Genomic DNA, 26,535 nt, shown 5'->3' on the forward strand with positions numbered 1-26,535 from the left:
GCCTCGCTCGGACCCTATATGGTGTCCACATGATGTCCACCACGACCGGAAATGGCCGGGTGTCCTTTGGCGGGTTCTAGCGTAAAATGGCGCAGAAAGCCACGGAAATCAGGGACTTTCTAGCGAAGCCTAGCGTAGGCACGGATAGTATGGGAAAGAGCCTTGCCAACTTTGCCAAGGTTGGGGTCGAGGGTTCGAATCCCTTCGCCCGCTCCAGCGATCTTCCTACATTTTGCCTTCGGGTTCCACCAGGGAGCGGATCGCATCGCGATCGGCATCGGTGGCGGGCGTGTAGACGACCATGCCCAGATCCGGCCGTCCGTCGATCGCGAAGGACGAATATTCGAGCGCGATCGTGCCCAGCACCGGGTGGCGCATCCGTTTGACCCCGTCACCGTGCAGCTGGACGTCGTTCTCGCGCCACATCCGCGCGAAATCCGGGCTGCGCGCGCACAATTCCTCGACCAGCGGCGCCACCTCGCGATCGGCCCCGGCGCGCGCCGCATCGACGCGGAAGGCGGCGACCACGCCGCGCGCCACGCTCTCCCAGTCGAACTGGATCTCGCGGACGCGCGGGTTGAGGAAGATCATGCGCAGGATGTTGCGCTGCCCCGGCGGCAGCGTTTCGTAGTCGGTGAGCACCGCCGCCGCCGCGCGATTCCATGCCACGACCTCCCATGTCGCGGTGCGGACGATGGCGGGGCTGTAGGGGATCGCGTCGAGCAGCCGCTGCAGGCGCGGGGTGAAGCCGTCGCCGCCGCGATAATGGACCTCCGGCGGTCGCCCCAACCCGATCAGGAAGAGATGTTCGCGCTCCACCTCGGTCAGCATCAGCGCGCGGGCGATGCGATCGAGCACGTCGGCCGAGGCATTGCCGCCCCTGCCCTGCTCCAGCCAGGTATACCAGGTCGGGCTGATATTGGCGCGCTGGGCGACCTCCTCGCGCCGCAGCCCCGGCGTGCGACGCCGCTGCGTGGGGAAGCCCAGGGAGGCGGGGTCGAGCTTCGTCCGCCGCGTCCTCAGATAATCGCCGAGCCGGTTCGCTTCCGTTGCCATGCTGTCAGCCTGTTAGATCTTATACCAGGATAAAGTCACTACTGTAACAGGATGATGCCAGCCCCTACCTCGCCGCGCAACACGATCGAGGAGAAAGATCATGCGTGTATTCGTGACGGGCGCCACCGGCTGGGTCGGTTCGGCGGTGGTGCGGGATCTGATCGCCCACGGGCATCGGGTGATCGGCCTCAGCCGGTCCGAAGAGAAGGCCGCGGCACTTGCGGCGGACGGTGCCGAGGTGCTGCGCGGCGAGATCGGCGACCTCGATCTGCTGCGGAAGGGGGCGAGCGAGGCCGATGCGGTGATCCACACCGCCTTCAACCACGATTTCTCGCGCTTCGCCGCCAATGCGGCGGAGGATCGCGCCGCGATCGAGGCGATGGGAGCGATGCTGAAGGGCAGCGACCGGCCGATCATCGCCACATCCGGCTTCGCCTGGCTCACCGACGGCCGTCCGGCCACCGAGGAGGACAAGGCGCCGCCGGTTTCGGCCAGCTATCCGCGCGGATCGGAAGCGGCGATCGACGCGCTTGCCGAGAGCGGCGTGCGCGCGGCGGTGGTCCGGCTGGCGCCGTCGGTGCACGGGGATGGCGATCATGGCTTCGTCCCTATCCTCATCGGCATCGCGCGCGAGAAGGGCGCCGCCGCTTATATCGGCGACGGGGCCAACCGCTGGCCGGGCGTGCATCGCATCGATGCGGCGCGGGTCTATCGCCGCGCGCTCGAAACCGGCGTGACGCAGCGGCGCTATCATGCCGCCGACGAGGAGGGCGTGCCCTTCCGCGAGATCGCGGGCGTAATCGGCAATCGGCTCGGCCTGCCGGTCGTGTCGAAGGCACCCGAGGACGCGGCCGATCATTTCGGCTGGTTCACGATGTTCGCCGGCGCCAACATTCCGGCATCGAGCGCGCGGACCCGTGACGCGCTCGATTGGGCGCCGACCGGCCCCGGCTTCCTCAAGGATATCGGTGGAGACTATTACTACCGTTGACCGAGCGGAGCGCCGTCAGGCGACGAGACGTCCCTGGCGGCTCTCCAGCCCGAGCAGATATTCCTTCGCCTTCAGCCCGCCTGCGAAGCCGGTGAGCGTGCCGTTGCTGCCGATCACCCGATGGCACGGCGCGATGATCGAGATGGGATTGCGGCCGTTGGCGGCGCCCACCGCGCGCGTCGCGGTCGGGCGGCCGATCTGTCGGGCGATCTCGGCATAGCTGCGCGTCTCGCCGAATGGGATGGTGAGCAGCGCCTGCCACACCGATCGCTGGAAATCGGTGCCGCGCATGTCGAGCGGCACGGAGAAGGTCGTGCGGCGCCGGGCGAAGTAATCACCGAGTTCGCGCTCCGCCTGCACCAGATGCCGATGATCGGGCGTGTCGGTGAGCGTGCCGAGCCGCACCCGGTCCGGCGCGTCGTCCTCCCACAGCACGGCGACCAGTCCGTCGTCCGAGGCGACCAAAGTCAGCTCGCCAACGGGCGAGGCGATCGTCTTGCGGTGCAGGGTCATCGTATCATCTCCGACTGTCCGCACCCTATGTAGGCGATCGCCCGCGCCGTCACGCCCCGCGGTTTGCTCTCAAAGCGAGAGCTTCACGCCGGCGAAGCCACCGTAGTCGTTGCCCTCCGGCCGCGAGAAGCTGGTGTGGGCGGTCGCCTCGATCGCGAGGTGGCTGCCGATCCGCGCCGAGACGCCGCCGGAGACGTCGCCATAGGCGCGGTCCGACGCGCTCAGGATCTGGAAGCGGTTTATCACGCCGGGCGCGGCCGCCTGCGCGTAGAGCACGTCGCGGGTGTCGCCATGGACGCTCTTCTCGGCGGTGGCGCGCAGCCAGGGCGAGATGGCGTCGCCCAGTTCGGGCCGCCATTCGAGGCCGGCCGAGGCGATCACCGTATCGAACTTCTGGCTGCTGACGTTCAGCTCGGCGGCCGGATCGCCTGCCTCGTTGTAGCTGTCGAGCTTGGCATGGGCGTAGGCGATGCCGGCGATCGGCCCGATCCGGCCCATGGCGGTCGGCACCAGCCAGCCGGCGCGCGCGCCCGCCGAGATGCTGTTGGCGTGCGGCGAGGCGGTCAGCGGATCGGCGACGCCGGTGCGGCGGATATCGACATGGTGCCAGCCATAGCCGCCATAGACTTGCGCGAAGAGGCTGCCGGTGTCGTAGGCCGCATAGCCGCCGACCTGGTAGCTCTTGGCATGGGCGCTGTCGTCGGCGACGCTGCTGCTGTCGGCATGCGACTTGGACCAGCTGAACAGCGCGCCGGCGGCGAGGCCGGCCTGCCTCCACTCGACTCCGCCGGTCGCGCCCCATGACGTCGTGCGATAGCCATCGGAGGTTTCGTCCATGCCGTAACGGTCATGGCTGCCCTGACCCTGCAGATAGAAGGAGAAGCCGTCCGGCCCCTTGCCGCCACGCGCCAGATCGGCGCGGCCGTTGAGCGTCCGCCCGAAATCCTGCGCTGCGCGGTTCACCAGGTCGCCATTGGCGCGGAAGCTGTAGGGCGCCTCGATCTGGTTGATGGCATATTGGCCGACCAGCGCGAAGGCGGCCGACGTCAGGTGGATGCCGTCGACATAGAAGAAATACTGGCTCTGCAGCGCGCTGTTGCCGATGCAGGTTAGCGGGCAGGCGGAAGTCACGTTGGTGAAGCCGAACCGCGTCGGGTCGGCGCGCACGACATTGCCGATCGTGGTGATGTCGACATAGGCGATCTGTACGCCGTTATTGGCGATCGGTGCGAGCAGCGCCTGCATCTTGGCATTGTAGGCGTTGCTGAACGCGGTGCCGATCGCAGCACTCGGTTGGCCCACGGCCTCGGGAAGCTGGCCCGCGTCACCCGCGATCCACACGATATGCTTGGCGCCCTTGCCGACCAGCTGGCGCACGCCGCTGATCGCGTCGGTCGCGGTCTGGGTGGTCGCGGCGTCGACGCCCGCCAGCGTACCGCCGCCGATGCGATAGGCGCGCGCGTCGTTGCCGCCCACCGACATGGCGAGCAGATCGTTGGAGGCGAAGGTGCCCGGCGCCGTCGTCTCGAACAGCTGCACTTCCTGCGCGAAGCCCGGCAGCAGCGGCGAGGCGATGTTCGCCGATCCCGCCTGCGCACCGCCGAACGCGAAGTTCGCCTCCGGCACGTTGTAATAGTTGGCGAGCGTATCGACGAAGTTGGTGCCGCCGGAGAAGCGCCCGGTCGGATACACCGTGAAGTTGAACAGGCCGGGCGCGAGCGCCGCGACGTTACCGATATCGGCGTAGGAATCGCCAAAGGCGACGACGCGATCGAAATCGCGGGCCTCGGCCGGCGCGATCACCGCGCATGAAGCGAGCATGGCGGCCGCAGCCGTCTTCCAGATCCTCTGCAATGCAACCTCCCTGTGGGTCGGGCGCTGTTGTCGCGCTTGCCCTATTGGTAAACCTTCTCACGCATGGGTGACAAGCCGGAACGGCGACGACGTGAAAGTGACGAAAACGCCGTCGCTTCGTCTTGCGGTGTCGCTGTGTGCATGGTCTAAGACACCCCCTTCGCAAGGCGCTCAACGCGCCGGTCTGCCAAGGGGTTTCTCGTCCATGCGTATCCTTTCGCTCGTCTCCTGCCTGTCCCTGCTCGTGGCGCTCGGAGCGCCGGCGCACGCCGCCGACAAGGAGAAGGGGGGCGATGCGAAGGAAGCGACCAAGGATGCCGCCAAGCCGGACAGTGACCTGCCGCTCTTCCCTGCGCCCAAATCGGTCAAGCAGACCGCGATCATCGGCGGCAAGCGGGTCGATTACGTTGCCACCGTCGGCGCGATCCAGATCAAGGATGACAAGGGCAAGGTGACGGGCGAGGTGGTCTACACCGCCTATACCGTTCCGGGCCGTGGGGCCTCGCGCCCCGTCACCTTCGCCTTCAACGGCGGCCCCGGTGCGGCCTCGGTCTACCTCAATCTCGGCGCGATCGGGCCGAAGAAGGTGGCGTTCGGCGCGCAGGGCGATGCGCCGTCCGATCCCGCCGTGCTGCGCGACAACCCCAACAGCTGGCTCGATTTCACCGACCTCGTCTTCATCGATCCGATCGGCACCGGTTTCTCGCGCAGCCGGGTGGACGACGATCAGACCAAGAAGCTCTTCTTCAAGTCGGACGAGGACATCCACTACCTCAGCCGCGTCGTCTACGACTGGCTGCTCCAGAACGACCGGCTGACCAGCCGCAAATATCTCGTCGGCGAAAGCTATGGCGGCTATCGCGTGCCGCGCCTGGCCTATTACCTCCAGACCCAGCTCGGCGTCGGCATTTCGGGCATGACGATGGTGTCGCCCTATCTCGATCCGCCGGCGATCGGCGAGGACGACGCGCTCTCCCCGCTGCCGTGGATGATCAACCTGACGGCGATGGCCGCCGGCAATTTCGAGCGGCAGGGCAAGACCCTGAACGCGGAGACGATGGCGCCGGTCGAGCAATATGACCGCACCCAGTTCGTGCAGGATTTCCTCGCCGGCACCCGCGACAAGGAAGCGACCGATCGCCTCTCCGCCAAGGTCGCCGAACTGACCGGTCTCGACCCGACGCTGGTCCGCCGCATGGACGGCCGCGTCGACATCGGCACCTATCTGCGCGAGATCCGGCGGTCGCAGGGGATGATCGGATCGGTCTACGATTCGAACTTCACCGCCTACGATCCCTTCCCGGCCAGCGCGGACGCCAAGTATGAGGACCCGCTGCTCACCACGTTGATCGCGCCGACCACCTCGGCGATGGTCGATTTCGTGACCAATCAGGTCGGCTGGAAGGTCGACGGCCGCTTCTACGCGCTGTCGTTCGACGTGAACCGCAAGTGGGATCGCGACGACAGCGACAGCCCGGTCACCGATCTGCGCAAGGCGATCGCGATCGATCCCAAGATGGCGGTGAACATCGTCCATGGTTGGGACGATCTCTCCTGCCCCTATTTCGGATCGAAGCTGATCATCGCGCAAATGCCGACCTATGGTGTTCCGAACCGCGTGCAGCTGCACATGTATCCGGGCGGCCACATGTTCTACGCGCGGCCGGACAGCGGTGCGGCGCTGCGCCGCGACATCATGGCCTCCTACGGGGCGATGTGAGGTGAGGGCCTTTCTTCTTGCCGCTGCCGCCCTCCCCCTCTTCGTCGCGGCGGCGCCCGCGCCGGTTACCCCGGCCGAGCTTTCCGCGACGGTCAAGGAAATCGCTTCGGACGCCTATCAGGGGCGCGCGCCGGGCACGCCGGGCGAGACCAAGACGATCGATTATCTGGTCGGCCGACTGAAGGCGCTCGGCCTGCAGCCGGCGGGTCCAGGCGGGCAGTGGACGCAACTGGTCCCGATGATCCATGACGTCGCCGGTGCCCCGACCAAGCTCGCCGTGAGCGTCGGCGGCAGCGATCTGGTGCCGGTGGTCGGCACCGACATCGCGCCGGGCACCACGCGGGCGACCGACCGGGTGGAGATCGCCGGCGCGCCTTTGGTGTTCGTCGGCTACGGCGTCTCGGCGCCGGAACGCGGCTGGGACGACTTCAAGGGCGTCGACCTGCACGGCAAGGTCGCCGTCTTCCTCGTCAACGATCCCGATTTCGAGGCCCAGCCCGGCGACGCCGCGTTCGGGAAGTTCGGCGGCAAGGCGATGACCTATTATGGCCGCTGGACCTACAAATATGAGGAAGCGGCCCGGCGCGGCGCGATCGCGGCGTTGATCGTCCATGAGGACGGGCCGGCGGGTTACGGCTGGAACGTCGCGGGCAATACGGTGGGCGGCACCTATGCGCTGCCGGTGGCGGCAGGCCAGCCCCAGCCGGTCGCGCTCCAGAGCTGGATCGCGCGGCCCTTCGCGGAGAAGCTGTTCAAGGCGGCCGGACTCGATCTGGAGACACTGAAGAAGCAGGCGCGGCAGGCGGATTTCCACCCCGTCGAGTTGAAGGGCGCGTCGCTCACCGTCGACATGCCGGTGAAGTCCGATCGGATCGAGAGCCACAACGTCCTCGCCAAGATCGCCGGCAAGACCCACCCGGACGAGACCGTGATGTTCGGCGCTCACTGGGATGCCTATGGAGTCGGCTCCCCCGATGCGCAGGGCCGGACCATCCGGCCGGGCGCCAACGACGACGGCCTCGGCGTCGCCGGCCTGCTCGCGCTCGCCAAGGCGTTCAAGGCCGGGCCGGCTCCGCAACGTACGATCGCGTTCGGTTTCTGGACGGCGGAGGAGCGCGGGCTGCTCGGTTCCGAATATTATGCGCAGAACCCGGTCTTCCCGGTGGCCAAGACGGTCGGCGTGATGACCATCGACATCCTCCAGACCGCCGGCGCCGCCAAGGACGTGGTGCTGATCGGTGCGGGCCAGGACAGCCTGGAGAAGGATCTCGCCACCGTCGCCGCGACTCAGGGGCGCACGATCACGCCGGACAGCAAGCCCGAGCGCGGCCTGTTCTACCGCGCCGATCACTTCTCGCTCGCCAAGCGCGGCGTGCCGACCCTTTTGCTGATGGGCGCGGGCGGCGGTGCGGATCTGGTGAAGGGCGGCCGAGCGGCGGGAGACCAGTGGGTCACCGATTACACCGCGCATTGCTACCACCAGACCTGCGACACCTGGTCGGCGGACTGGGATCTCACCGGCGCGGCGGCGGACGTGAACCTGTTCTACGATCTCGGCAAGCGCCTCGCCTGGTCGCGCGAGTGGCCGACATGGAATGCGGGGTCCGAATTCCGGGCCTTGCGCGAAAAGACGGCGGCGGAGCGCCGGCCATGACCCGATCCTCCCCCTCGCGGGGGAGGATTTCCACCGTCCGGCCTAGCGGCACGGCCCCGTACCGACTATCTGCGCGGACATGACCGACGCCGCTATCTCCATCCAGAACCTCCAGAAGACCTATGCCGGCGGCAAGACCGCGCTGCATGGCGTCAGCTTCGACGTGCCGAGGGGCCAGATCTTCGGCCTGCTGGGGCCGAACGGCGCGGGCAAGTCGACGCTGATCAACATCCTCGCGGGGCTGGTCAACAAGACGGGCGGCAACGCGTCGATCTGGGGCTTCGACATCGACGAGCATCCGCGCAACGCCAAGCGCGCGATCGGCATCGTGCCGCAGGAAATCCTGTTCGATCCCTTCTTCACCCCGTCCGAGGCGCTGGAGATCCAGGCGGGCCTCTACGGCATCCCCAAGGCCGAACGGAAGACGATGGAGCTGCTTCGCGCGGTCCATCTGGAAGACAAGGCCAACGCTTACTCCCGTACGCTGTCGGGCGGCATGAAGCGGCGGTTGCTGGTGGCGAAGGCGATGGTCCACACGCCGCCGGTGCTGGTACTCGACGAGCCGACCGCCGGCGTCGATATCGAGCTTCGCCAGCAGCTCTGGGCCTATGTGCGCGAACTGAACGAGCGCGGCGTCACGGTGGTGCTGACCACGCACTATCTCGAGGAAGCGCAGGAGCTGTGCGATCGCATCGCGATCATCAATCACGGCCGCCTGATCGCCAACGAGCCGACCTCCGAGCTGCTGTCCAAGGCGCAGGAGAAGGTGGTCGAGGTGACGCTGGATCGCGACATCGCGACCGCACCCGACTCGCCGATCTTCGAGAAGGCCGAGTTGAAGGGGGATCGCGTGATCGCCATCACCTACCACAAGGACAAGGTGAATGCCGGCGAGGTGCTGACCGCGCTCAACACGGCCGGCTACAGCGTCGTCGACGTCTCCACCCGCGAGGCCGATCTGGAGGACGTGTTCCTCAGCCTCACCTCGGACAAGGCGGCCGCCTGAGATGGCGACGCGGCCGTTCGACGTCGTCATCGTCGGATCGGGCGCGGCGGGGCTGACCGCCGCGCTGTCGCTGGCCGAGCGCTTCAAGGTGGCGGTGCTCGCCAAGGGCGGGCTTTCCGAAGGATCGACCAACTGGGCGCAGGGCGGCATCGCCGCCGTGCTCGACGAGGGCGACAGCTTCGAGAACCATATCGAGGACACGATGGTCGCGGGCGCGGGCCTCAACAACCGCGCCACCGTCGAGCTGGTGATCGAAGGTGCGCCCAAGGCGATCCAGCGGCTCGTCGATCTCGGCGTGCCATTCAACCAGGAGGGCAATGCGCTCCACCTCACCCGCGAAGGCGGGCACAGCCATCGCCGGGTCGCCCATGTCGACGATGCGACCGGCCATGCCGTACAGGTCGCGCTGGAGACGGCGGCGGTCGCGCATCCCAACATCACGCTGATCCCCGACATGGCGGCGATCGACCTCGCCACATCGCGCCATGGCGAGCGCTATCTGGGCGACGGCCATGTCTGGGGCGTCTACGCGCTCAACCGGCGCACCGGTGAGGTCGAACTCTACACCGGCAAGGCGACGATCCTGGCGACCGGCGGCGCGGGCCGCACCTATCTCTATTCCACCGCCCCGCGCGGCGCGACCGGCGACGGCATCGCCATGGCGTGGCGTGCGGGCGCGCGCGTCTCCAACATGGAGATGATGCAGTTCCACCCGACGTGCCTGTGGAACCTCGAGGTCAAGAATTTCCTGATCACCGAGGCGATGCGCGGCGAGGGCGGACATCTCAAGTTGCCGCCGGGCGTGCCGGGTGCGGGCCACCGCTTCATGCCCGATTTCGATCCCCGCGAGGAACTGGCGCCGCGCGACATCGTGGCGCGCGCGATCGACCATGAGATCAAGCGGCTCGGCCTCGATTACGTCCACCTCGACATCAGCCACCAGCCGCCCGAGTTCGTGAAGCACCACTTCCCGACCATCTACGCGAAGCTGCTGACGCTAGGCATCGACATCACCACCCAGCCGATCCCGGTCGTTCCCGCGCAGCATTATACCTGCGGCGGCATCATCGTGGACCTGAAGGGGCGGACCGACCTGCCCGGCCTCTACGCGGCGGGCGAGTGCACCCAGTCGGGCCTGCACGGCGCCAACCGTCTGGCGTCCAATTCGCTGCTCGAATGCTTCGTGTTCGGCGAGGCGGCGGCGGGGCACATCACCCGCCATTTCGACGAGATGCCCTCCCCGCCCCCGATCCGGCCGTGGGACGAAAGCCGCGTCACCGATTCGGATGAGGAGGTCATCGTCCAGCACAATTGGCGCGAGATCCGCCGCTTCATGTGGGACTATGTCGGCATCGTGCGCACCACCAAGCGGCTGGAGCGTGCGCAGCATCGCATCAAGCTGCTCCGCCGCGAGGTTGAGGATTATTACGGCAATTTCCGCGTCACGCCCGATCTGATCGAGCTGCGCAACCTGGTGGAAGTCGCCGACCTGATCATCCGCTGCGCGCTCGCCCGCAAGGAGAGCCGGGGTCTGCACTACACGCTGGATTATCCCGAGACGATGACCGAGGCGCGGGACACGATCCTCGTCCCCTAAAGATCCTCCCCACGCTACGCGTAGGGAGGATGGGTCAGCGCCGGTGCCGGCGGTGCTGCACCGGCCCGGCGGTCAGCACCGTACCCAGCATCCGGCGGTAGCGCGCCTCGACCTGCTTCTGGCTGAGCTCCATCAGCACGTCGCCGCTGTCGACATCGACGATATACGCCGCGAAGCTGCCGCGATCGACGCAGCTCGACCGGCGCGGCACCTGGGCCGCGACGATCAGCCGCTGGCCGCTGGTGAAGCCGATCGCGCCGATGTTCGGCTCCTCGTCCTCCTCGCAATCCATGTGCGGCTTGAACAGTTTTGCGACGCGATCGGTGATGTCGGTCTCGCGCCAGTGGCGGCCCTTCTCCGGCTTGACCATGATCGAGGTCTCGTACTGGCCATCGATCGCGCCATTGTCGGAAGTGACGGCGATCGCGGTCGAATCGGGCGCCCATAGCAGTTCGCCATTGGGGCCGCCGGAGAAATCATGATCGTCGCCGCCGATGAACACCGAAAGGTGCCCGTCTTCCGAATCGCTGCCGGTGAAATCGGAGAAGCGCGCGATCGCCCGCGTCCGTCCGTTGGGCGCCGTCACCGTCATCGGGCGGGGCGAGCCGTGGATGTCGGCCACGCTCACCGCCTGCTTGCCGAACAGGCCGGCAGACACCGGCTGCGCGGAAAGCAGGGCGGCGCCCAGCAACGCGATCGATCGAACCATGCGCGCCAGGCCCTTACTTCACCACCGCGCAGGCGACGCGGGCGCCCGCTCCACCGATCGGCTGGGTGGAATAATCGTCGGGTGAGGCGTGGATCACCACCGCCGAACCATCCGCATCGAGCAGGTTCGCGCGGCCTTTCACGGCCTTGAGCGCGGCGTAGGGCGAATACAGGTCGGCCATCGCCTTGCCGTCGGCACCGGCATAGATGTTGGGCAGGTCGCCCTGGTCGTTGGCCTTGGGGTTGAGCAGGCCGTGCACCACCGGCGTCATGGTGTGGACATGGCCGCCCGACATCTTGAACGCGGCGTCCGAGCAATCGCCCTTCTCGTGGAAATGGATGCCGTGCCAGCCCGGCGTCAGCCCGCTCGCCTCGACGCGCACCAGCACGCCCTTGGGTGCGTCGGTGATCGTCACCGTTCCGATGTCGGCGCCCTTGCCGTCCTTCAGCGTCGCGGTCCTGGTGAGCGGCGGCGTATCCGCCGTGGTCTGGGCCATCGCGGCACTGGCGAGGAGGAGGGCGGCAAGGCCGGTCATGATGCGCATCGAAACACTCCCTTCATTTCCCCGCAATGACAGTTTCGCCACAGCTTGCCCATCAAGTGCAAGCCCTGTCGCCATCGTCTCCGGCGCTTGCTAAGCGGGAGCGGTCATGGCGTCCAATCATCTCTATCTCGTCGACGGCTCGGGCTACATCTTCCGCGCCTATCACCAGCTGCCGCCGCTCACCAACCGCCATGGGCTGAATGTCGGCGCGGTCTACGGCTACACCGCGATGCTGTGGAAGCTGGCCGACGCGCTCCACAAGGCCGACGGGCCGAGCCACCTGGCGGTCGTGCTGGACAAAGGCAGCCACACCTTCCGCAACGACATGTACGATCAGTACAAGGCGCACCGGCCCCCGCCGCCGGAGGATCTGGTCCCGCAATTCCCGCTGATCCGCACCGCGACCAAGGCCTTCTCGCTGCCCTGCATCGAAGAAGAGGGGTTCGAGGCGGACGACATCATCGCCACCTACACCTGCCGCGCGGTGGAGGCGGGGTGGAACGTCACCATCGTCAGTTCCGACAAGGATCTGGCGCAGCTGATCATCCCCGGCCAGGTCGACATGCTCGACACGATGAAGAACGAGCGGCGCTCCTCGCAGTACGTGATCGACAAGTTCGGCGTCGGGCCGGAGCGGCTGGGCGACGTGCTGGCGCTGATGGGCGACAGCGTCGACAACGTGCCGGGCGTGCCGGGCATCGGCCCCAAGACCGCCTCCAAGCTGATCAACGAGCATGGCGATCTGGAAGGCGTACTGGCGGCGATCCCGTCGATGAAGCCCTCCAAGATGCGCGAGAATCTCGAAAACAATGTCGAGATGGCGCGGCTTTCGCGCAAGCTGGTGGCGCTCCATTGCGACATGCCGCTGCGGCAGGATCTCGATTCGCTGAAGCTGGACGGCATCCCGCCGGAGCCGCTGCGCGAGTTCCTCGAGGATCAGGGCTTCAAGACCCTGCTCTCGCGGCTGACCGGCGAGCGGCCGATGCCGCGTGTCGATCTCCACGCGACCCCTGTGACCGATGCGACCGCTCCGGCGGCCGAGGTGGAGGCGCGCACGGGGATGCCGGCGCTGCCCGAGCTGCCGCCGATCGACTGCACCGCCTATACGACGATCACCGACGAGGCCGCGCTCGATGCGATCATCGCCGAGGCCTATGCCGGCGGCCTGCTGGCCATCGACACCGAGACCGATGCGCTCGACAGCGTCGCCTCCGGCCTCGTCGGCATCAGCCTCGCGACGGCACCGGGCCGCGCCGCATACGTGCCGGTCGGCCACGTCTCCAGCGACGACATGTTCGGGGAGAAGCCGCCGCAGCTACCCTTGAGCGTCGTGGTGGACAAATTGCTGCCGGTGCTGAGCGATCCGGCGGTGCTCAAGATCGGGCACAACATCAAATATGACATCAACGTGCTGGCCCGGCATGGCCTCGTCATCGCGCCATACGACGACACGATGGTGATCTCCTTCGATCTCGACAGCGGCAAGATGCTGGGCGGGCACGGCATGGACGTCGCGGCGTCCACCCACCTCGCCCACACCTGCACCAGCTTCAAGGATGTGACCGGCACCGGCAAGAAGCAGATCAGCTTCGCCCATGTGACGCTCGATCGCGCCACCGCTTATGCCGCAGAAGATGCCGACGTCACCTTCCGCCTGTGGACCCGCCTCAAGCCCCGCCTCGCGCACGAAGCGGCGACGCGCGTCTACGAGCGGGTCGATCGCCCGCTGATCCCGGTGGTGGCGGGGATGGAGCGCGCCGGCATCAAGGTCGATCGCCACAAGCTCGCGCAGCTTTCCAGCCAGTTCACGCAGGAGATGGCGCGGCTGGAGGAGGAGATCTACGCCGAGGCCGGCCATCCCTTCACCATCGGATCGCCGCAGCAGCTGGGCGTCGTGCTGTTCGACGAAAAGGGCCTCAAGGGCGGCAAGAAGGGTAAGTCCGGCGCCTACTCCACCGACGTGACGGTGCTGGAGAAGCTGGCGGCCGAGGGCAATGCCATCTGCCGGCTGGTGCTCGATTGGCGGCAGGTCGCCAAGCTGAAATCCACCTATACCGAGGCGCTGCAGGCGCAGATCAACCCGGTGACGGGCCGCGTCCATACCAGCTACTCGCTGACCGGCGCGCAGACCGGGCGCCTCTCCTCGACCGATCCCAATCTCCAGAACATCCCGATCCGCACCGAGACCGGCCGCCAGATCCGCGACGCCTTCGTCGCCGAGCCGGGCCACGTCATCCTCGCCGCCGACTACAGCCAGATCGAGCTGCGCCTCGCCGCCCACATGGCGGACGTGCCGGCGCTCAAGGAGGCGTTCGCGGCCGGGGAGGACGTCCACGCCCGCACCGCGATGGAGCTGTTCGGCGAGGTCAACCGGGATACCAGAGGCCGCGCCAAGACGATCAACTTCGCGATCCTCTACGGCATCTCGCGCTGGGGCCTCGCCGGCCGGCTGGAGATCAGCGCGGACGAGGCGCAGGCGATGATCGCCCGCTATTTCGAGCGCTTCCCCGGCATCAGCGCCTATATCAACGAGACGACCGAACACGCGAGAGCCAAGGGCTTCACCGAGACGCTGTTCGGCCGCAAGACGTGGTTCCCGCAGATCACCAACTCGATCCAGCATAGCCGCCAGGGCGCCGAGCGCGCCGCGATCAACGCCCCGATCCAGGGCACCAGCGCCGACATCATCAAGCGCGCGATGGTCCGCATGGGGCCGGCGCTCGCCGAGGCCGGGTTGCCGAACGTGAAGATGCTCCTGCAGGTCCACGACGAACTGGTGTTCGAGCTGCCCGAGGGCGATGTCGAGGCCGCGAAGCCCGTGATCGAACGCGTGATGGCCCACGCCGCCGAGCCGATCGTCCACCTTTCGGTGCCGCTCGGCATCGAGATCGGCACCGGCCCGAGCTGGGGCGCGGCGCATTGAGCGATTCCAAGGATAAGGACGGCCCCGGAGACATCGCCGCGCTCGCCAAGGGAGGCCGGACCAACTTCCTCGGCTTCCTGCTCCGGCTGGCCGCGCGGCTGCCGTTCCTGTTCATTGCCGGGCGCTGGTATGGCGCGGCGGTGCTGGGGCGGTTCGCCTATGCCACGATCATCGTCGAGTTCGCCGCGCAGCTCGCCACTCTGGGCCTCAAGCGCGGCCTCGCGCAGCAGCTTTCCACCACCAAGCGGCCGCACGTCCATGTGATCTGGGACGGCATCCTCGTCGGCTTCATCGTCTCGATCGTCGCGTCGGGCGTGCTGATGATGTGGCCGGTGCTGCTCTTCCCCAATTCCGAGGTGAACGGGTTCGACTGGCTGCTGCCCTTGACCGTCTTCGCCTGGACGGGATCGGACATCGCGCTCGCCGGCCTCGCCTATCGCGGCAATATCGGCGCGACCGTCACCGCGCGCTCGCTGATCGAGCCGTGGGCGATCAGCATCGCCGCCTTCGGTTTCGCTTTCTATTCGCTGCGCGACGGCCTGATCCTGTCCTATGCCATCTCGGCCATCGCCGCGCTCGCCGCCTCGATCTGGCCGCTGATGCGCGAATATGGCCCGCCGCGCGGTTGGGCGCCCGAGCCGTCGCAGATCCTGAAGATGATGAAGAAGAACCTGCCGCTGGCGGGGGCCGACGCGATCGAATGGGGCTCGCGGCGGCTCGACATCGCGCTGCTCGGCCTGTTCTTCTCGCCGGCGATCGTCGGCATCTATTATGTCGCGCAGCAGGTCGCGAGCCTGCCGCAGAAGCTCAAGACCAGCTTCGATCCGATCCTCGGCCCGGTGATCACCCAGAACCTCGCCGAGGACAACAAGGCGGCGGTGGCCAAGCAGGTGCGGCAGGTCGGCTTCTGGATCATCGCCGCGCAGGTCGGCATCGCGCTGGCGCTGGGCATACCGGGCGAGGCGGTGATGGGGCTGGTCGGGCCGAAGTTCGTCGGCGGCACCGGCGCGCTCGCGGTGCTGCTGGCGGCGGAAGCCATCGCGGCGACCGCCGTGGTGAGCGAGGCGGCGCTGATCTACATCGCGGCGAAGCGGAATCTCGCCATCTCGGTGGCGATGATCGTCGGACAGACGATCCTGTCGGTGATCCTCGTCCACCTGTTCCGCCACGCGCTGCCGCCGCTGGTCGATTGGGGTTGGCTGGCGCCGCGCCCCGATCTGAAAGACGACGCCATCGCTGCCGCCGGGCCTGCCATCGCGCTGATGGTGATGCTGGGGGTGGCATCGATCGCCAAGTCCAACCTGCTGGCGAAGCTGCTCGGCCATCGCGTGTCGGGCTGGCGATGGGCGCTCCTGCCTGCGGTGGCGGCGGGAACGGTGGTGGGCGTGGCCTTCACCTGGACGCCGGAGTGGGTGGAACTCGCGATCGGCGTCGCCGCGATCCTCGCCGCTTATGGCGCGGTGATTTGGTATCGCGGCTTCGGCCCGGAGGACCGGATGTTGTTCAGCCTGAAACCGGGCGAGGAAGCACCGGCGGCGGCCTGACTCTTCCCCTCCCTGGAAGGGAGGGGATCGAGGGGTGGGTGGAGGCCTGGCGATACAGACGCCAAGTCGCACGACCCAGCCGTATCGCGCGCCAAGACCCACCCCCTCCCTTTCAGGGAGGGGGAACGAGGTTAGTGCCGGAAGTGCCGCATCCCGGTGAACACCATCGCCAGCCCGGCCTCGTCGGCAGCCGCGATCACCTCTTCGTCGCGGATCGATCCACCCGGCTGGATCACCGCCGTGGCGCCCGCCTCCACCGCCGCCAGCAGGCCGTCGGCGAAGGGGAAGAAGGCGTCCGAGGCGACCGCCGAGCCGATCGTGCGCGGCTCCGCCCAGCCTGCCTTCTCGGCGGCGTCCTTGGCCTTCCACGCGGCGATGCGCGCGGATTCGAGGCGGTTCATCTGGCCCGCGCCGACGCCGGCGGTGGAACCGCCCTTGGCATAGACGATAGCGTTGGACTTGACGTGCTTGGCCACCGTCCAGGCGAAGAGGCAATCTTCCAGTTCCTGGGGCGTCGGCTCGCGCTTGGTCACCACCTTGAGGTCGTCGCGGCCGATGCGGCCATTGTCGCGCGACTGGACGAGCATGCCGCCCGCGATCGTCTTCATCGTCAGGCCGGGGCGCGCCGGATCGGGCAGGTCGCCGGTGAGCAGCAGGCGGAGATTCTTCTTCTTGGCGAACACCGCCTTGGCGGCATCGTCGGCCGACGGCGCGGCGACCACCTCGGTGAAGATACCGGAGATCGCCTCGGCCGTCGGCCCGTCGAGCGGGCGGTTGACCGCGATGATGCCACCGAAGGCCGACACGCTGTCGCAGGCGAGCGCGGCCTCATAAGCCTCCACCAGCGTGGCGCCGGTGGCGACGCCGCAGGGGTTGGCGTGCTTGACGATCACCACGGTCGGCGGGCCGTCGCGGAACTCACTGACCAGTTCCAGCGCGGCGTCGGCGTCGTTGTAATTGTTGTAGCTGAGTTCCTTGCCCTGCACCTGCTCGGCCTGCGCGATGCCGCGCGCCGAGGGTCCGAGCGGCAGGTAGAGCGCGGCCTTCTGGTGCGGGTTCTCGCCGTAGCGCAGCTCCGTGCCCTTCTTGATCGGTACCGACAGCGACGCCGGAAAGCCCTCGCCCTGATCGGCGAACGCGAACCATGAAGAGATCATCGCGTCATAAGCGGCCGTCGCAGCGAACGCCTTGGCGGCGAGCCTGCGGCGCAGATCTAGCGTGGTGGCGCCCCCGTTGGCGTCCAGCTCCGCGATGATCGTGGCGTAATCGGCCGGATCGGTCGCGATCGCCACGTAATGATGGTTCTTGGCAGCAGAGCGCACCATCGAGGGGCCACCGATGTCGATATTCTCGATGATCTCGTCGCGCGCGGCCCCCTTCGCGACCGTCTGGGCGAAGGGATAGAGGTTCACCACCACCAGATCGATCGGGGCGATATTGTGCTCGACCATCGCCTGCGCGTGCGCCGCATCGTCGCGCACCGCCAGCAGGCCGCCATGGACCATCGGGTGCAGCGTCTTGACGCGGCCGTCCATCATCTCCGGGAAGCCGGTATGCTCGGACACGTCCTTCACGCTCAGCCCCGCATCGCGCAGCGCCTTGGCGGTGCCGCCGGTGGACAGCAGCTCGACGCCGTGGCGGGCGAGCGCCTGGCCCAGCTCGACGAGTCCGGCCTTGTCGGATACCGACAACAGCGCACGGGTGATTTTCACGTTCGACATGATGTGTTCCTCGAAGCCTTTGGACGCGCCTCTAGCGGCAACACTTCGTCATTGCGAGCGCAGCGAAGCAATCTCGATCTGCTGGCGCGGCGCCGATGGATTGCCGCGTCGCTGCGCTCGTCGCAATGACGATCGGAGTGTCAGCTCGCGCGCTTCAGCGCCCAGGAGATGCTGGTGCCGCCGGCCGGCGTCTCGCCGGTGACGACGAGCTGGCTGGTGGAGGCGGGGCGGCCATCGCCGTCGATCCAGATGCTTTCCTCGATGGAGAGCGCGCCGCCGCGGCAGCGGAATTGCCAGAGCGGGCCGCCATCGACGCGCAGCAAGGCGCCGAGGCCATCGGCGGTGGCGGTCGGCTCGACGCCGGGCGCGAGGTGGAAGCGCAGCGCGAAGGTGACGAGGCCGTTCGACTTGCGCGATCCGGCGGGCAGCAGCACGTCCTCGCCACCCAGTTCGCGCCCGTCGGCGGCAAGCGCCAGCTTGCGGCGGTGCTGGAGGCCCAGGCGGCGGACATAGCCGTCGTGCGTGCCCTCGATGCGGCTCGCCGTCTCCTCCTCCCGGCGATCGAGTTCGACGAGCGTCACGCCCTTGCCGAGCGAGCCGTCGGCGTGGATCGCGGTGGAGTTGGTATCGGCCAGCACCAGCGTCGAGTGCGCGGCGCTGGTGCGTAGCGCCTCGGTGATCGCGTGGGGCAGCGCCGCCCACGGTTTGTCGCCGCCGCAATTGACGATGATCCGCTGCGGCCCATCCGAAAGTTCGAAGGCGAGGGTCGAGGCGCAGCCGCCGCGTGCCAGCCGCGAGGCTGGCGGCGGTGCGCAATCGGCCACCACCACAGTCGCACCGCCCGAGAGCCGCTGGAAACCCCATTCGCGCGACTGGCGCAGCGGCCGGGTGCGGATGCCCGAGGCCGCCACCGCCCGCGCGACCCGCTCCGGCGTCAGCCCGCAGCCGCCCTGCCAGCTGGACAGCGCGCCGTCGCCCATCGTCACGCCGAGTAGCACCGGCACCGCCTTGGCGAGCGCGTTGACCACCGGCGTCGGCGGCTCGCGGCGGCGCTCCTCATAAACCGCCAGCAACTGCGCCAGCAGCTCGATCAGCTCGATCATCTCCACCGGCGAGCGGCTGACGATGCCGCCGTCGGGGTGGACGCCCTGCCCAAGAGCCTTGGCGATGCCCTGTTCGCCATGGATCAGGCGCGGATCGCCGCCGGGGATCAGCAGGCCGGCCGCGATGGTGCCGGCATAGGCGGCAATGCGGGGCAGGCCGATCGGCGCCTTGTCGGCGGTGCGATCGAGATGCCGTGCGCCCCGCGCCAGCGTGTTGAGCACCGCCGAGCGATACACGAGGTCCGACGAGGACAGGATCAGCGGCGCGTGAGCCGCCCAGTTGAGGATGCGCTTGCCCCACAGGTCCGCGCGCCAGCCCGACTCATCCACCGCCTCGCCATGGCGCGCCAGCCAGCGGCGCATCAGGCCTTCGGCATAAGGTGCGCTGTCGAGCCGGGTGCCGGCGGCGGCGAGATCGCGCAGCCAGGCGAAGCTCTGCAGATGATCGGCGAAGCCCGCCGGGCGACCGGGCGCGGCGAAATCGAGCGTGGCGGTGTCGGCGCGCTGGCGGCCGAGCGTCACCTCGCCGTCCATGATGTCCAGCCCCGCCTCGCGATCGCCGGGGATCGGATCTTTCGGCACGCCGAGCAGCTTCAACGGGAAGCGCCCGCGCAGGCGGAAGCTGTGGAAAGGCGTGTTCCAGGTCAGCCGGTTGAAGTGGGCGGCCAGCCGCTCGGCGAGGCTCTGGCCCTTGTCGTCGCCGACGCGGATCAGCCGGCGGCCCGGCTCGATGCCATCCTCGGCCGGGAGCGGCTCGTTGGCCTTCTCGATCCGGCGGGCGACGACCATTCTATAGACCCCTCAGCGCGCGGATGTTGGCGGCGTAGCGATCCGGCCCGCCCTTGAAGGTGGCGCTGCCGGCGACCAGCGCGTCGGCCCCCGCCTCGATGCAGAGCTTCGCCGTCTCGGCATCCACGCCGCCGTCGACCTCCAGATCGATGTTGCGGCCGGTGGCGTCGATCATCGCGCGGATGCGCTCGATCTTCTTCAACTGCGAATGGATGAAGCTCTGTCCGCCGAAGCCCGGATTGACGGACATCACCAGCACCAGGTCGATCGTGTCGAGCAGATAGTCGAGCACATCCTCGTTGGTGGCCGGGCACAGCACCACGCCCGCATGCTTGCCCAGCGCCTTGATCGTCTGGACGGTGCGGTGAATGTGCGGCCCGGCCTCGGGATGCACGGTGATGTGATCGGCGCCCGCCTCGGCGAAGGCTTCCAGATACGGATCGATCGGTTCGATCATCAGATGGACGTCGAACGGCTTGGTGGTGTGCGGACGCAGCGCCTTTACCACCGCCGGGCCGATCGTGATGTTGGGCACGAAATGGCCGTCCATGACGTCGACATGGATCCAGTCGGCGCCGGCCGCATCGATCGCGCGCACCTCCTCGCCCAGCCGGGCGAAGTCGGCGGACAATATGGACGGCGCGATACGGACTGGTTTCACCACGGTTAAAGCGCGTAGCCGGAAGCGGGGTTGCGCTTCAAGAGTCTCGACGCCAGCGGGCGATGAAGAAACCGTCACACCCGCCGACTTGCGCCAGCGAACCGGGCGGGATGCGGACGAAGCCTTGATCGTTGGGTGCGAGACCGACGGGCAATTCCTCGGGGCATACGGGATCGATTGCGAAGCCGGGCGCGGTGAAGGCGGAGGCGACATCCTCCCCCTCCTGCGGCTCCAGCGAGCAGACGGCGTAGACCAGATGGCCGCCGGGCTTCACCCATTGCGCGGCGCGGGCCAGCATCGCCCGCTGCACCTCGGCCAGATCGGCGACGGCGCGCGGGCGGACGCGGTGGAGCACGTCCGGGTGGCGGCGGAAGATGCCGGTCGCCGAGCAGGGTGCGTCGAGCAGCACCGCATCGGCGGGTTCCTGCGGTTCCCAGCGCATCACGTCGGCCTCGACCAGATCGGCCGAGAGATTCACGCGCGCGAGATTGTCGGAAAGTCGTGCGAGACGCTTGGCGGCCATTTCCACCGCCGTCACCTGCCAGCCGGCTGCCGCGAGCTGCATCGTCTTGCCGCCGGGCGCCGCGCACAGATCGAGCGCCGTCCCCTCGCCTCGCCCGATCAGCCGCGCGGGCAGCGAGGCGGAGACGTCCTGCACCCACCACGCGCCCTCCTCGAAGCCTGGCAGGCTGGTGACGTCGGCATTGTCGAGGCGAAGGTGGCCCGGCATAAGGCTCGTCGCGCCGAGCTTCTCGGCCCATTCCGCAGTGGCGGAAGGATCAGCCAGCGTCAGGTCGAGCGGCGGACGATCGGAGAAATTCGCGCGCGCAGCTTCGGCCGCTTCTTCGCCCCACGCCTTCGACCAGCGCTCCGCCACCTCGGGCAACAGATGCGGCGGTTCGGCCAAAGTCGCGCCGCTGCGCATCAGCGTCCCGAACACACCGTGGACCAGGCGGCGCGGGCCGCCATCGACCAAAGGCAGCGCGGTCGCAATCGCCGCGTGCGGCGGCGTACCCAGCGCCAGCGCCTGCACCAGCGCGATGCGCAGCGCGAAGCGGGCCTTGGCGTCGTCCGGCAGCACGCGATCGGTGGTCTCGTCGATCAGCGCGTCGAGATCGGGCAGGCGCCGCAGCACTTCCGACGCGATGGCGCGCGCCAGCCCGCGATCGGACGGGTTGGGCAGGCCGTTGGCCGCCCCGAGCGCGGCCTCCAGCGGAAGGCCCTGCCGCAGCACCGCATCAAGCAGCTTGAGCGCCGCGCGGCGCGCGGGCGTGCCGGGCGGATCGGGTTCGGCTTGCGCTTTGGCCGGCGGGGGTCGATTGGGTTTCCTCATGACGACACGCCAACCCGGTGAGCGCCCTGCGCATGTGAAGGCGCCAGCGCATCTTTCGCCCAGTCCGCCCGTGCCCGAGCCACGCGAGGTCGCGCCGCCACCGCCCGAAGGCACCGGCGAGCGCCGCGAACCCACCCGCTACGGCGACTGGGAGAAGAAGGGCATCGCGATCGATTTCTGATCATGCACGGACCTCGGCGCTCAGCGGGCGGGTGAGCAGGCGTTCGACCACGGCGCCGACCTCCGCCTCGCCGGAGAGCAGCGCGCACACCGCCTCGGCGATCGGCATGTCGACTCCGGCCGCCCTCGCCGCCTCGACGAGAACGGGTGCGGTCGCAGCGCCCTCGGCCACGGTGCGGCGATCGGAAAGGAGGTCTCGGGCAGACTTGCCCTGCCCCAGCCCGACGCCAAGACTGAAATTGCGCGAACTGGTGGACGAGCAGGTGAGCACCAGATCGCCCAGCCCTGAAAGCCCTGCCAGCGTCTCCGGCCGCGCGCCGCGCGCCATGCCGAAGCGGGTCATCTCCGCGAAGCCGCGCGCGATCAGCGCGGCGCGGGCGTTCTGCCCGAGGCCCGCCCCCTCGACGACACCGCAGGCGATCGCCAGCACGTTCTTTACCGCCCCGCCGATCTCGGCTCCGGCAAGGTCGGTCGAGACATAGGGCCGGAAGGTCGGCCGGGCGATCAGCGCGGCGAGCGCCTTCGCCTGCGCCTCGTCCCCCGCCGCCAGCGTGATCGCGGTCGGCAGGCCCGCCGCGACCTCGTGCGCGAAGGTCGGGCCGGACAATACCGCGATCGGGGAGTCGGGATGCTCCTCGTGCGCGACGTCATGCAGCAGCTTGAGCGTGCCCGCCTCGATCCCCTTGGCACAGAGGATCAGCGCTTGCCCCGTCGGCGCCAAGCCGCGCAGGACCGAGCGCATGTGCTGGGCCGGCGTCACCACCAGCACCGCCTCGGCGCCTGCGATCTCGCCGAGATCGGATGTCGCGCGGATCAACGGGGAGAGAGGGATCTTCGGGAGGAACAGCGGATTCTCGTGCGCACCGTTGACCGCCTCCACCACCTCGGACTCGCGCGCCCAGAGCGTCACGGGGCGATCCCCGCTGGCGATCACCTGCGCCAGTGCCGTGCCCCAGGCGCCGCCTCCCAGTACCGCGATCGTCATGCCTTCACTCCTGCTCCACGCGCCTTTTCGGCATTCGGGTCGAGCGGCCAGCGCGCCCGCGCCGGCGTGTCGAGCGGGTCGTTGGCGCCCGCCTGAAACCGCTCCAGCCCGGCCCAGGCGATCATCGCCGCATTGTCCGTGCAGAGCCAGAGCGGGGGCGCCGAGAACGGCAGACCATATTGCGACGCCAGAGCCTCCAGCGCACCGCGCACCGCCTTGTTGGCCGCGACGCCGCCGGCCACGACCAGCGCGGTGGCGCCATCGATCGAATCGAGCGCGCGCCTGGTGCGATCGACGAGGCAATCGACCACTGCCTGCTGGAAGGAGGCGGCGATATCCTCCGGCTTGTGGATGCCGGCGTCGCGCGCGCGCAGCACCGCGCTCTTGAGGCCGGCGAAGGAGAAATGCGGCTCCGCGGTGCCGACCAGCGGGCGCGGCAGCGGCACCGCCTTGGGATCGCCGGAGAGCGCCGCCCGCTCCACCGCCGGGCCACCGGGGAAGCCGAGGCCGAGCAGCTTGGCGGTCTTGTCGAAGGCCTCGCCCGCCGCATCGTCGATCGTCGTGGCGAGGCGACGGTACTGCCCGACCCCCTCCACGAAGAGCAGCTGGCAATGGCCGCCCGAGGTCAGCAGCAGCAGATAGGGGAATTGCAGCGCCCCGTCGGCGAGGCGCGGCGAGAGCGCGTGCCCCTCCAGATGATTGACCGCGATCAAGGGCTTGCCCGCCGAAAGCGCGATGCCCTTGGCCATGAGCAGCCCCACCATGACGCCACCGATCAGCCCCGGCCCCGCTGTCGCGGCGATCGCGTCGACATCGGCGAGCGTCTTGCCCGCATCGGCCAGCGCCGCCTCGATCAGCGGCCCGAGCGCCTCGACATGGGCGCGCGCCGCAATCTCCGGCACCACGCCGCCGAAGGGCGCGTGCTGGGCCTCCTGCCCCGCAAGGCGGTGGGCGAGAATAGTCCGGTCACCGTCGACGAGCGCGGCGGCCGTCTCGTCGCAGGAGGATTCGAGTCCGAGGATCAGGGGCATCGCGCGCTTCCCTGCACCGCTTCGACCCATTAGGGCAACTTTTCGATGATACGCACCCGTCCCCTGCGCCTCGGCACCCGTGGTTCGCCTCTTGCTCTGGTCCAGGCGAACATGGTCGCCGCAGCGCTTCGCACCGCCCATGGCTGGGACGAATCCGCCGTCGAGATCGTGCCCGTAAAGACCACCGGCGACCGCGTGCAGGATCGTCCGCTGGCCGAGATCGGCGGCAAGGCGCTGTGGACAAAGGAACTGGATCGCGCGCTGCTCGATGGCGATATCCACTTCGCGGTCCATTCGATGAAGGATGTCGAGACGATCCGGCCGGAGGCGATCCGCATCGTCGCCATGTTGCCGCGCGCCGATGTGCGTGACCGGCTGATCGGGGCGGAGAGCATCACGGCCCTGCCCCACCGCGCCCGCATCGGCACCTCCTCGCCGCGACGCGCCGCCCAGTTGCGGCATCTGCGGCCGGACGTGTCGATCGTGCCGTTCCGCGGCAATGTCGATACCCGCCTACGCAAGCTGGCCGATGGCGAGGCCGATGCCACGCTGCTCGCCGCCGCCGGGCTGGAGCGTCTGGAGCGGCCGGATATCGGCGTCGCGATCCCGCTCGACGTCATGCTGCCGGCGCCTGCGCAGGGTGCCGTCGGCATCGAGGCGCGGGCCGACGACAGCGAGACGCAGGCCCTCCTCGCCGCCATCGATCATGGCGAGACGCACGCCTGCGTCGCCACCGAGCGCGCCTTCCTCGCGGCACTCGGTGCGGACTGCCACTCGCCGGTCGCGGCACTGGCGACGACCGGCGGCGGGTTGCGCGGCGAACTGCTGAGCGAGGATGGCGCCTACCACGTCACCGGCCATAGGACTTCGGCCGACCCGGCGGCGGCGGCCGAACTGGCCGACTGGCTGCTCGGCCAGGCGCCGCCGGCGATCGCGCGCCTCTTCGCGGGCCGATGATCCGTCCGCTGCTCGTGCTGCGGCCCGAGCCGGGCGCTTCGGCGACGGTCGTCCAAGCGCGGGCGCTGGGGCTGGAGGCCGTGGCGGCGCCTCTCTTCACGATCCGGCCGCTGGATTGGGATCTGCCGGACCGACTCCCCGACGCGGTGCTGCTCACGAGCGCCAATGCCGCTCGCCATGGCGGGACGGGTCTGTCCAGGCTCACCGATCTGCCGGCCTATGCTGTCGGCGCGGCCACCGCCGGGGCTGCGCGCGAGGCCGGTTTCGGCCGGGTTGTGGCGGGGGATGGCGATGCGGAGGCGATCCTCGCATGTGCCCGCCGTGACGGCGTGCGCGCGATCCTTCATCTCGCCGGCCGCGAGCATCGTGAAGTCATGCCGGACGACATCGCCATCGATCGCCGCATGGTCTACGCCGCCGAAGCCGTGGAGAACCTGCCCGAAGCGGCGCGTGCAGCCTTGCCGGACGCCGTCGCCCTCCTCCACTCGCCTCGCGCCGCACGTCTTTTCGCGCGCCTCGTCGATCCCGCCCGCATCGCCATCGCTGCGATCAGCCCGGCCGCGCTCGCCGCCGCAGGCCCCGGCTGGCGGATCGCCGAGGCGGCCGAGCGGCCGACCGACGCCTCGCTGCTGGCGGTCGCGGCCAAGCTGTGCAATCAACGGCGCTGATGCAGACGGGTTCGGGCATGGACAGCGACGACTATCCGGAGGAGCGCCGCTCGCGCGCCTGGTTGTGGGTGCTGCTGTCGCTGGTCGTCGCCTTCGCGGGCGGCATGGCGCTGATGGGCTATGTCCTCACCCACGATCCGCGCACGGCGGGCTGGCTTCACCTCGAAACGATCGAGCAGGCGCAGGCGGAAAAGGCGCTCGCCCAGCGCATCGTCGTCCAGCAGGTGCAGAAGCGCGCCGCCCTGCAGCCGGCGGCACCCGCCCCCCTGCCCTCGCAGGCGCAGATGGCCGATCGCGTCACCACGCTGGAGGGCAAGGTCGACGACATCCAGGCGCAGGCGACCGAGGCGACCGGCGATGCCAGCCGTGCTGAAGGCCTGCTGGTCGCCTTCGCGGCTAGGCGCGCGCTCGATCGCGGGGTGGAACTGGGTTATATCGAGGGTCTGCTGCGCCAGCGCTTCGGCGGCACCCAGCCGCAGGCGGTCGCCACCATCCTGTCCGCCTCTCACCAGCCGGTGACGCTGGCCGACCTGCAGAACGGCCTCGACGCGATTGCGCCGACGCTTTCGGCGGGCGGGACCGCGCAGAAAAGCTGGTGGCAGTCCTTCCGCAACGGCCTGGCCGGCATGGTCGTCGTGCGCCGCGCCGACGAGCCTTCCACGCAACCCGCCGATCGCGTGTCGCGCGCGCAGCGGATGCTGGAAGCCGGACAGGTCGATACCGCGCTGGCCGAGGTGGTGCGCTTGCCCGATCATAGCGCCGCCGACAAATGGATCGTCGCGGCGCGTCGTTACATCGCCGGTCGCGGCGCGCTCGATCTGATCGAGACGGCGGCCCTGCTCGATCCGGCGACCTCGCAGGGCGCACCCTGGCCGGCACCCACCAGGCCGCAACCGGCCGCCAGTGCGCCTGCCACCACACCCCCCGCCAAGGCGCCGGCTGTGATGCCCGTTAGCCCGGAAGTCGCCAAAGCGGTGCATTGATTAGACCATTTCG

Annotated in this window: 22 protein-coding genes; 11 read left to right on the top strand and 11 right to left on the bottom strand. The window is 68.7% G+C overall.

Translation table 11 applies throughout. The annotated features are described in order from the left end of the window. Positions 1 to 225 precede the first annotated feature (225 nt). On the bottom strand, positions 226 to 1,056 hold the full coding sequence (locus QGN17_RS16210; protein WP_281045632.1) for a helix-turn-helix transcriptional regulator: 831 nt from the start codon (positions 1,054 to 1,056) through the stop codon (positions 226 to 228). A 100-nt stretch (positions 1,057 to 1,156) separates the two neighbouring features. On the opposite strand from QGN17_RS16210, the gene QGN17_RS16215 reads away from it, so the two are divergent. Then, the gene (locus tag QGN17_RS16215) at positions 1,157 to 2,047 is read left to right on the top strand and encodes an SDR family oxidoreductase (RefSeq protein ID WP_281045633.1); all 891 of its coding nucleotides are present in this window, start codon (positions 1,157 to 1,159) and stop codon (positions 2,045 to 2,047) included. Between the two features lie 15 nt (positions 2,048 to 2,062). On the opposite strand, the gene QGN17_RS16220 is transcribed toward QGN17_RS16215, so the two are convergent. Both QGN17_RS16220 and QGN17_RS16225 read right to left on the bottom strand, forming a co-directional pair. Then, entirely contained in the window at positions 2,063 to 2,560 is a 498-nt protein-coding gene (locus tag QGN17_RS16220; protein ID WP_281045634.1) for a methylated-DNA--[protein]-cysteine S-methyltransferase, read from the bottom strand. Between the two features lie 69 nt (positions 2,561 to 2,629). Next, positions 2,630 to 4,414: an autotransporter domain-containing protein gene (locus tag QGN17_RS16225; RefSeq protein ID WP_281045635.1), complete on the bottom strand. Its 1,785-nt coding sequence runs from the start codon at positions 4,412 to 4,414 to the stop codon at positions 2,630 to 2,632. Between the two features lie 205 nt (positions 4,415 to 4,619). Here QGN17_RS16225 and QGN17_RS16230 point away from each other — a divergent pair, with 205 nt between their 5' ends. The 4 genes from QGN17_RS16230 to nadB all read left to right on the top strand — a co-directional run bounded on the left by QGN17_RS16230 (position 4,620) and on the right by nadB (position 10,391). Beyond that, positions 4,620 to 6,134, top strand: coding sequence for a S10 family peptidase (locus QGN17_RS16230; RefSeq protein WP_281045636.1), 1,515 nt, complete (start codon positions 4,620 to 4,622; stop codon positions 6,132 to 6,134). After that, positions 6,016 to 7,788 carry a M28 family metallopeptidase gene (locus QGN17_RS16235; RefSeq protein ID WP_390902708.1) on the top strand — a complete coding sequence of 591 codons (1,773 nt, stop codon included), beginning with the start codon at positions 6,016 to 6,018 and terminating at the stop codon, positions 7,786 to 7,788. Before QGN17_RS16230 ends, QGN17_RS16235 begins: the two co-directional genes overlap by 119 nt. Positions 7,789 to 7,867: 79 nt before the next feature. Next, positions 7,868 to 8,794 (top strand): ABC transporter ATP-binding protein, encoded by a 927-nt coding sequence (locus QGN17_RS16240; RefSeq protein ID WP_281045638.1) that lies wholly within the window; start codon positions 7,868 to 7,870, stop codon positions 8,792 to 8,794. Between the two features lies 1 nt (position 8,795). Next, positions 8,796 to 10,391, top strand: coding sequence for an L-aspartate oxidase (gene nadB / locus QGN17_RS16245; RefSeq protein WP_281045639.1), 1,596 nt, complete (start codon positions 8,796 to 8,798; stop codon positions 10,389 to 10,391). Positions 10,392 to 10,425: 34 nt separating this feature from the next. On the opposite strand, the gene QGN17_RS16250 is transcribed toward nadB, so the two are convergent. Both QGN17_RS16250 and sodC read right to left on the bottom strand, forming a co-directional pair. After that, positions 10,426 to 11,100 (bottom strand): hypothetical protein, encoded by a 675-nt coding sequence (locus tag QGN17_RS16250; RefSeq protein ID WP_281045640.1) that lies wholly within the window; start codon positions 11,098 to 11,100, stop codon positions 10,426 to 10,428. 13 nt (positions 11,101 to 11,113) lie between these two features. Continuing rightward, on the bottom strand, positions 11,114 to 11,644 hold the full coding sequence (sodC, locus tag QGN17_RS16255) for a superoxide dismutase[Cu-Zn] (protein ID WP_281045641.1): 531 nt from the start codon (positions 11,642 to 11,644) through the stop codon (positions 11,114 to 11,116). 106 nt (positions 11,645 to 11,750) lie between these two features. Here sodC and polA point away from each other — a divergent pair, with 106 nt between their 5' ends. Both polA and QGN17_RS16265 read left to right on the top strand, forming a co-directional pair. Further along, positions 11,751 to 14,567, top strand: a complete 2,817-nt coding sequence (gene polA, locus QGN17_RS16260; protein WP_281045642.1) for a DNA polymerase I — start codon at positions 11,751 to 11,753, stop codon at positions 14,565 to 14,567. After that, entirely contained in the window at positions 14,564 to 16,111 is a 1,548-nt protein-coding gene (locus tag QGN17_RS16265; RefSeq protein WP_281045643.1) for a lipopolysaccharide biosynthesis protein, read from the top strand. The genes polA and QGN17_RS16265 overlap by 4 nt, the downstream gene beginning before the upstream one ends. A gap of 131 nt (positions 16,112 to 16,242) precedes the next feature. Here QGN17_RS16265 and purH read toward each other — a convergent pair whose 3' ends face one another. The 4 genes from purH to QGN17_RS16285 all read right to left on the bottom strand — a co-directional run bounded on the left by purH (position 16,243) and on the right by QGN17_RS16285 (position 21,718). Next, entirely contained in the window at positions 16,243 to 17,832 is a 1,590-nt protein-coding gene (purH, locus tag QGN17_RS16270) for a bifunctional phosphoribosylaminoimidazolecarboxamide formyltransferase/IMP cyclohydrolase (RefSeq protein ID WP_281045644.1), read from the bottom strand. A 140-nt stretch (positions 17,833 to 17,972) separates the two neighbouring features. Next, a complete protein-coding gene (locus tag QGN17_RS16275) occupies positions 17,973 to 19,724 on the bottom strand; it encodes a heparinase II/III family protein (protein WP_281045645.1) in 1,752 nt (583 codons plus the stop codon). Between the two features lies 1 nt (position 19,725). After that, positions 19,726 to 20,385 carry a ribulose-phosphate 3-epimerase gene (gene rpe / locus QGN17_RS16280; RefSeq protein WP_390902709.1) on the bottom strand — a complete coding sequence of 220 codons (660 nt, stop codon included), beginning with the start codon at positions 20,383 to 20,385 and terminating at the stop codon, positions 19,726 to 19,728. Positions 20,386 to 20,422: 37 nt separating this feature from the next. After that, the gene (locus QGN17_RS16285) at positions 20,423 to 21,718 is read right to left on the bottom strand and encodes an RsmB/NOP family class I SAM-dependent RNA methyltransferase (RefSeq protein WP_281045647.1); all 1,296 of its coding nucleotides are present in this window, start codon (positions 21,716 to 21,718) and stop codon (positions 20,423 to 20,425) included. Here QGN17_RS16285 and QGN17_RS16290 point away from each other — a divergent pair. Continuing rightward, positions 21,717 to 21,899 carry a DUF1674 domain-containing protein gene (locus QGN17_RS16290; RefSeq protein ID WP_281045648.1) on the top strand — a complete coding sequence of 61 codons (183 nt, stop codon included), beginning with the start codon at positions 21,717 to 21,719 and terminating at the stop codon, positions 21,897 to 21,899. The genes QGN17_RS16285 and QGN17_RS16290 overlap by 2 nt on opposite strands. On the opposite strand, the gene QGN17_RS16295 is transcribed toward QGN17_RS16290, so the two are convergent. Together QGN17_RS16295 and tsaD are read right to left on the bottom strand one after the other, a co-directional pair. Next, positions 21,900 to 22,883 (bottom strand): NAD(P)H-dependent glycerol-3-phosphate dehydrogenase, encoded by a 984-nt coding sequence (locus QGN17_RS16295; protein WP_281045649.1) that lies wholly within the window; start codon positions 22,881 to 22,883, stop codon positions 21,900 to 21,902. It abuts the gene before it with no gap. Next, positions 22,880 to 23,914 carry a tRNA (adenosine(37)-N6)-threonylcarbamoyltransferase complex transferase subunit TsaD gene (tsaD, locus tag QGN17_RS16300; protein ID WP_281045650.1) on the bottom strand — a complete coding sequence of 345 codons (1,035 nt, stop codon included), beginning with the start codon at positions 23,912 to 23,914 and terminating at the stop codon, positions 22,880 to 22,882. Before tsaD ends, QGN17_RS16295 begins: the two co-directional genes overlap by 4 nt. Positions 23,915 to 23,959: 45 nt before the next feature. Between tsaD and hemC the strand changes: the two genes are divergently transcribed. The 3 genes from hemC to QGN17_RS16315 are packed head-to-tail and all read left to right on the top strand — an operon-like array spanning position 23,960 to position 26,522. Beyond that, a complete protein-coding gene (hemC, locus tag QGN17_RS16305) occupies positions 23,960 to 24,871 on the top strand; it encodes a hydroxymethylbilane synthase (RefSeq protein WP_281045651.1) in 912 nt (303 codons plus the stop codon). Then, on the top strand, positions 24,868 to 25,539 hold the full coding sequence (locus QGN17_RS16310) for a uroporphyrinogen-III synthase (RefSeq protein WP_313790165.1): 672 nt from the start codon (positions 24,868 to 24,870) through the stop codon (positions 25,537 to 25,539). Before hemC ends, QGN17_RS16310 begins: the two co-directional genes overlap by 4 nt. Further along, entirely contained in the window at positions 25,539 to 26,522 is a 984-nt protein-coding gene (locus tag QGN17_RS16315) for a hypothetical protein (RefSeq protein WP_281045652.1), read from the top strand. Before QGN17_RS16310 ends, QGN17_RS16315 begins: the two co-directional genes overlap by 1 nt. Positions 26,523 to 26,535 lie beyond the last annotated feature (13 nt).

Source organism: Sphingomonas oryzagri (assembly GCF_029906645.1).
GTDB lineage: Bacteria > Pseudomonadota > Alphaproteobacteria > Sphingomonadales > Sphingomonadaceae > Solisphingomonas > Solisphingomonas oryzagri.

Coding starts and splice junctions, on each gene's coding strand:
- QGN17_RS16210 (WP_281045632.1), bottom strand. CDS start 1,056: ATGGCAACGGAAGCGAACCGGCTCGGCGATTATCTGAGGACGCGGCGG.
- QGN17_RS16215 (WP_281045633.1), top strand. CDS start 1,157: ATGCGTGTATTCGTGACGGGCGCCACCGGCTGGGTCGGTTCGGCGGTG.
- QGN17_RS16220 (WP_281045634.1), bottom strand. CDS start 2,560: ATGACCCTGCACCGCAAGACGATCGCCTCGCCCGTTGGCGAGCTGACT.
- QGN17_RS16230 (WP_281045636.1), top strand. CDS start 4,620: ATGCGTATCCTTTCGCTCGTCTCCTGCCTGTCCCTGCTCGTGGCGCTC.
- QGN17_RS16235 (WP_390902708.1), top strand. CDS start 6,016: ATGGTGTTCCGAACCGCGTGCAGCTGCACATGTATCCGGGCGGCCACA.
- QGN17_RS16240 (WP_281045638.1), top strand. CDS start 7,868: ATGACCGACGCCGCTATCTCCATCCAGAACCTCCAGAAGACCTATGCC.
- nadB (WP_281045639.1), top strand. CDS start 8,796: ATGGCGACGCGGCCGTTCGACGTCGTCATCGTCGGATCGGGCGCGGCG.
- QGN17_RS16250 (WP_281045640.1), bottom strand. CDS start 11,100: ATGGTTCGATCGATCGCGTTGCTGGGCGCCGCCCTGCTTTCCGCGCAG.
- sodC (WP_281045641.1), bottom strand. CDS start 11,644: ATGCGCATCATGACCGGCCTTGCCGCCCTCCTCCTCGCCAGTGCCGCG.
- polA (WP_281045642.1), top strand. CDS start 11,751: ATGGCGTCCAATCATCTCTATCTCGTCGACGGCTCGGGCTACATCTTC.
- purH (WP_281045644.1), bottom strand. CDS start 17,832: ATGTCGAACGTGAAAATCACCCGTGCGCTGTTGTCGGTATCCGACAAG.
- QGN17_RS16275 (WP_281045645.1), bottom strand. CDS start 19,724: ATGGTCGTCGCCCGCCGGATCGAGAAGGCCAACGAGCCGCTCCCGGCC.
- QGN17_RS16290 (WP_281045648.1), top strand. CDS start 21,717: ATGACGACACGCCAACCCGGTGAGCGCCCTGCGCATGTGAAGGCGCCA.
- QGN17_RS16285 (WP_281045647.1), bottom strand. CDS start 21,718: ATGAGGAAACCCAATCGACCCCCGCCGGCCAAAGCGCAAGCCGAACCC.
- QGN17_RS16295 (WP_281045649.1), bottom strand. CDS start 22,883: ATGACGATCGCGGTACTGGGAGGCGGCGCCTGGGGCACGGCACTGGCG.
- tsaD (WP_281045650.1), bottom strand. CDS start 23,914: ATGCCCCTGATCCTCGGACTCGAATCCTCCTGCGACGAGACGGCCGCC.
- hemC (WP_281045651.1), top strand. CDS start 23,960: ATGATACGCACCCGTCCCCTGCGCCTCGGCACCCGTGGTTCGCCTCTT.
- QGN17_RS16310 (WP_313790165.1), top strand. CDS start 24,868: ATGATCCGTCCGCTGCTCGTGCTGCGGCCCGAGCCGGGCGCTTCGGCG.
- QGN17_RS16315 (WP_281045652.1), top strand. CDS start 25,539: ATGCAGACGGGTTCGGGCATGGACAGCGACGACTATCCGGAGGAGCGC.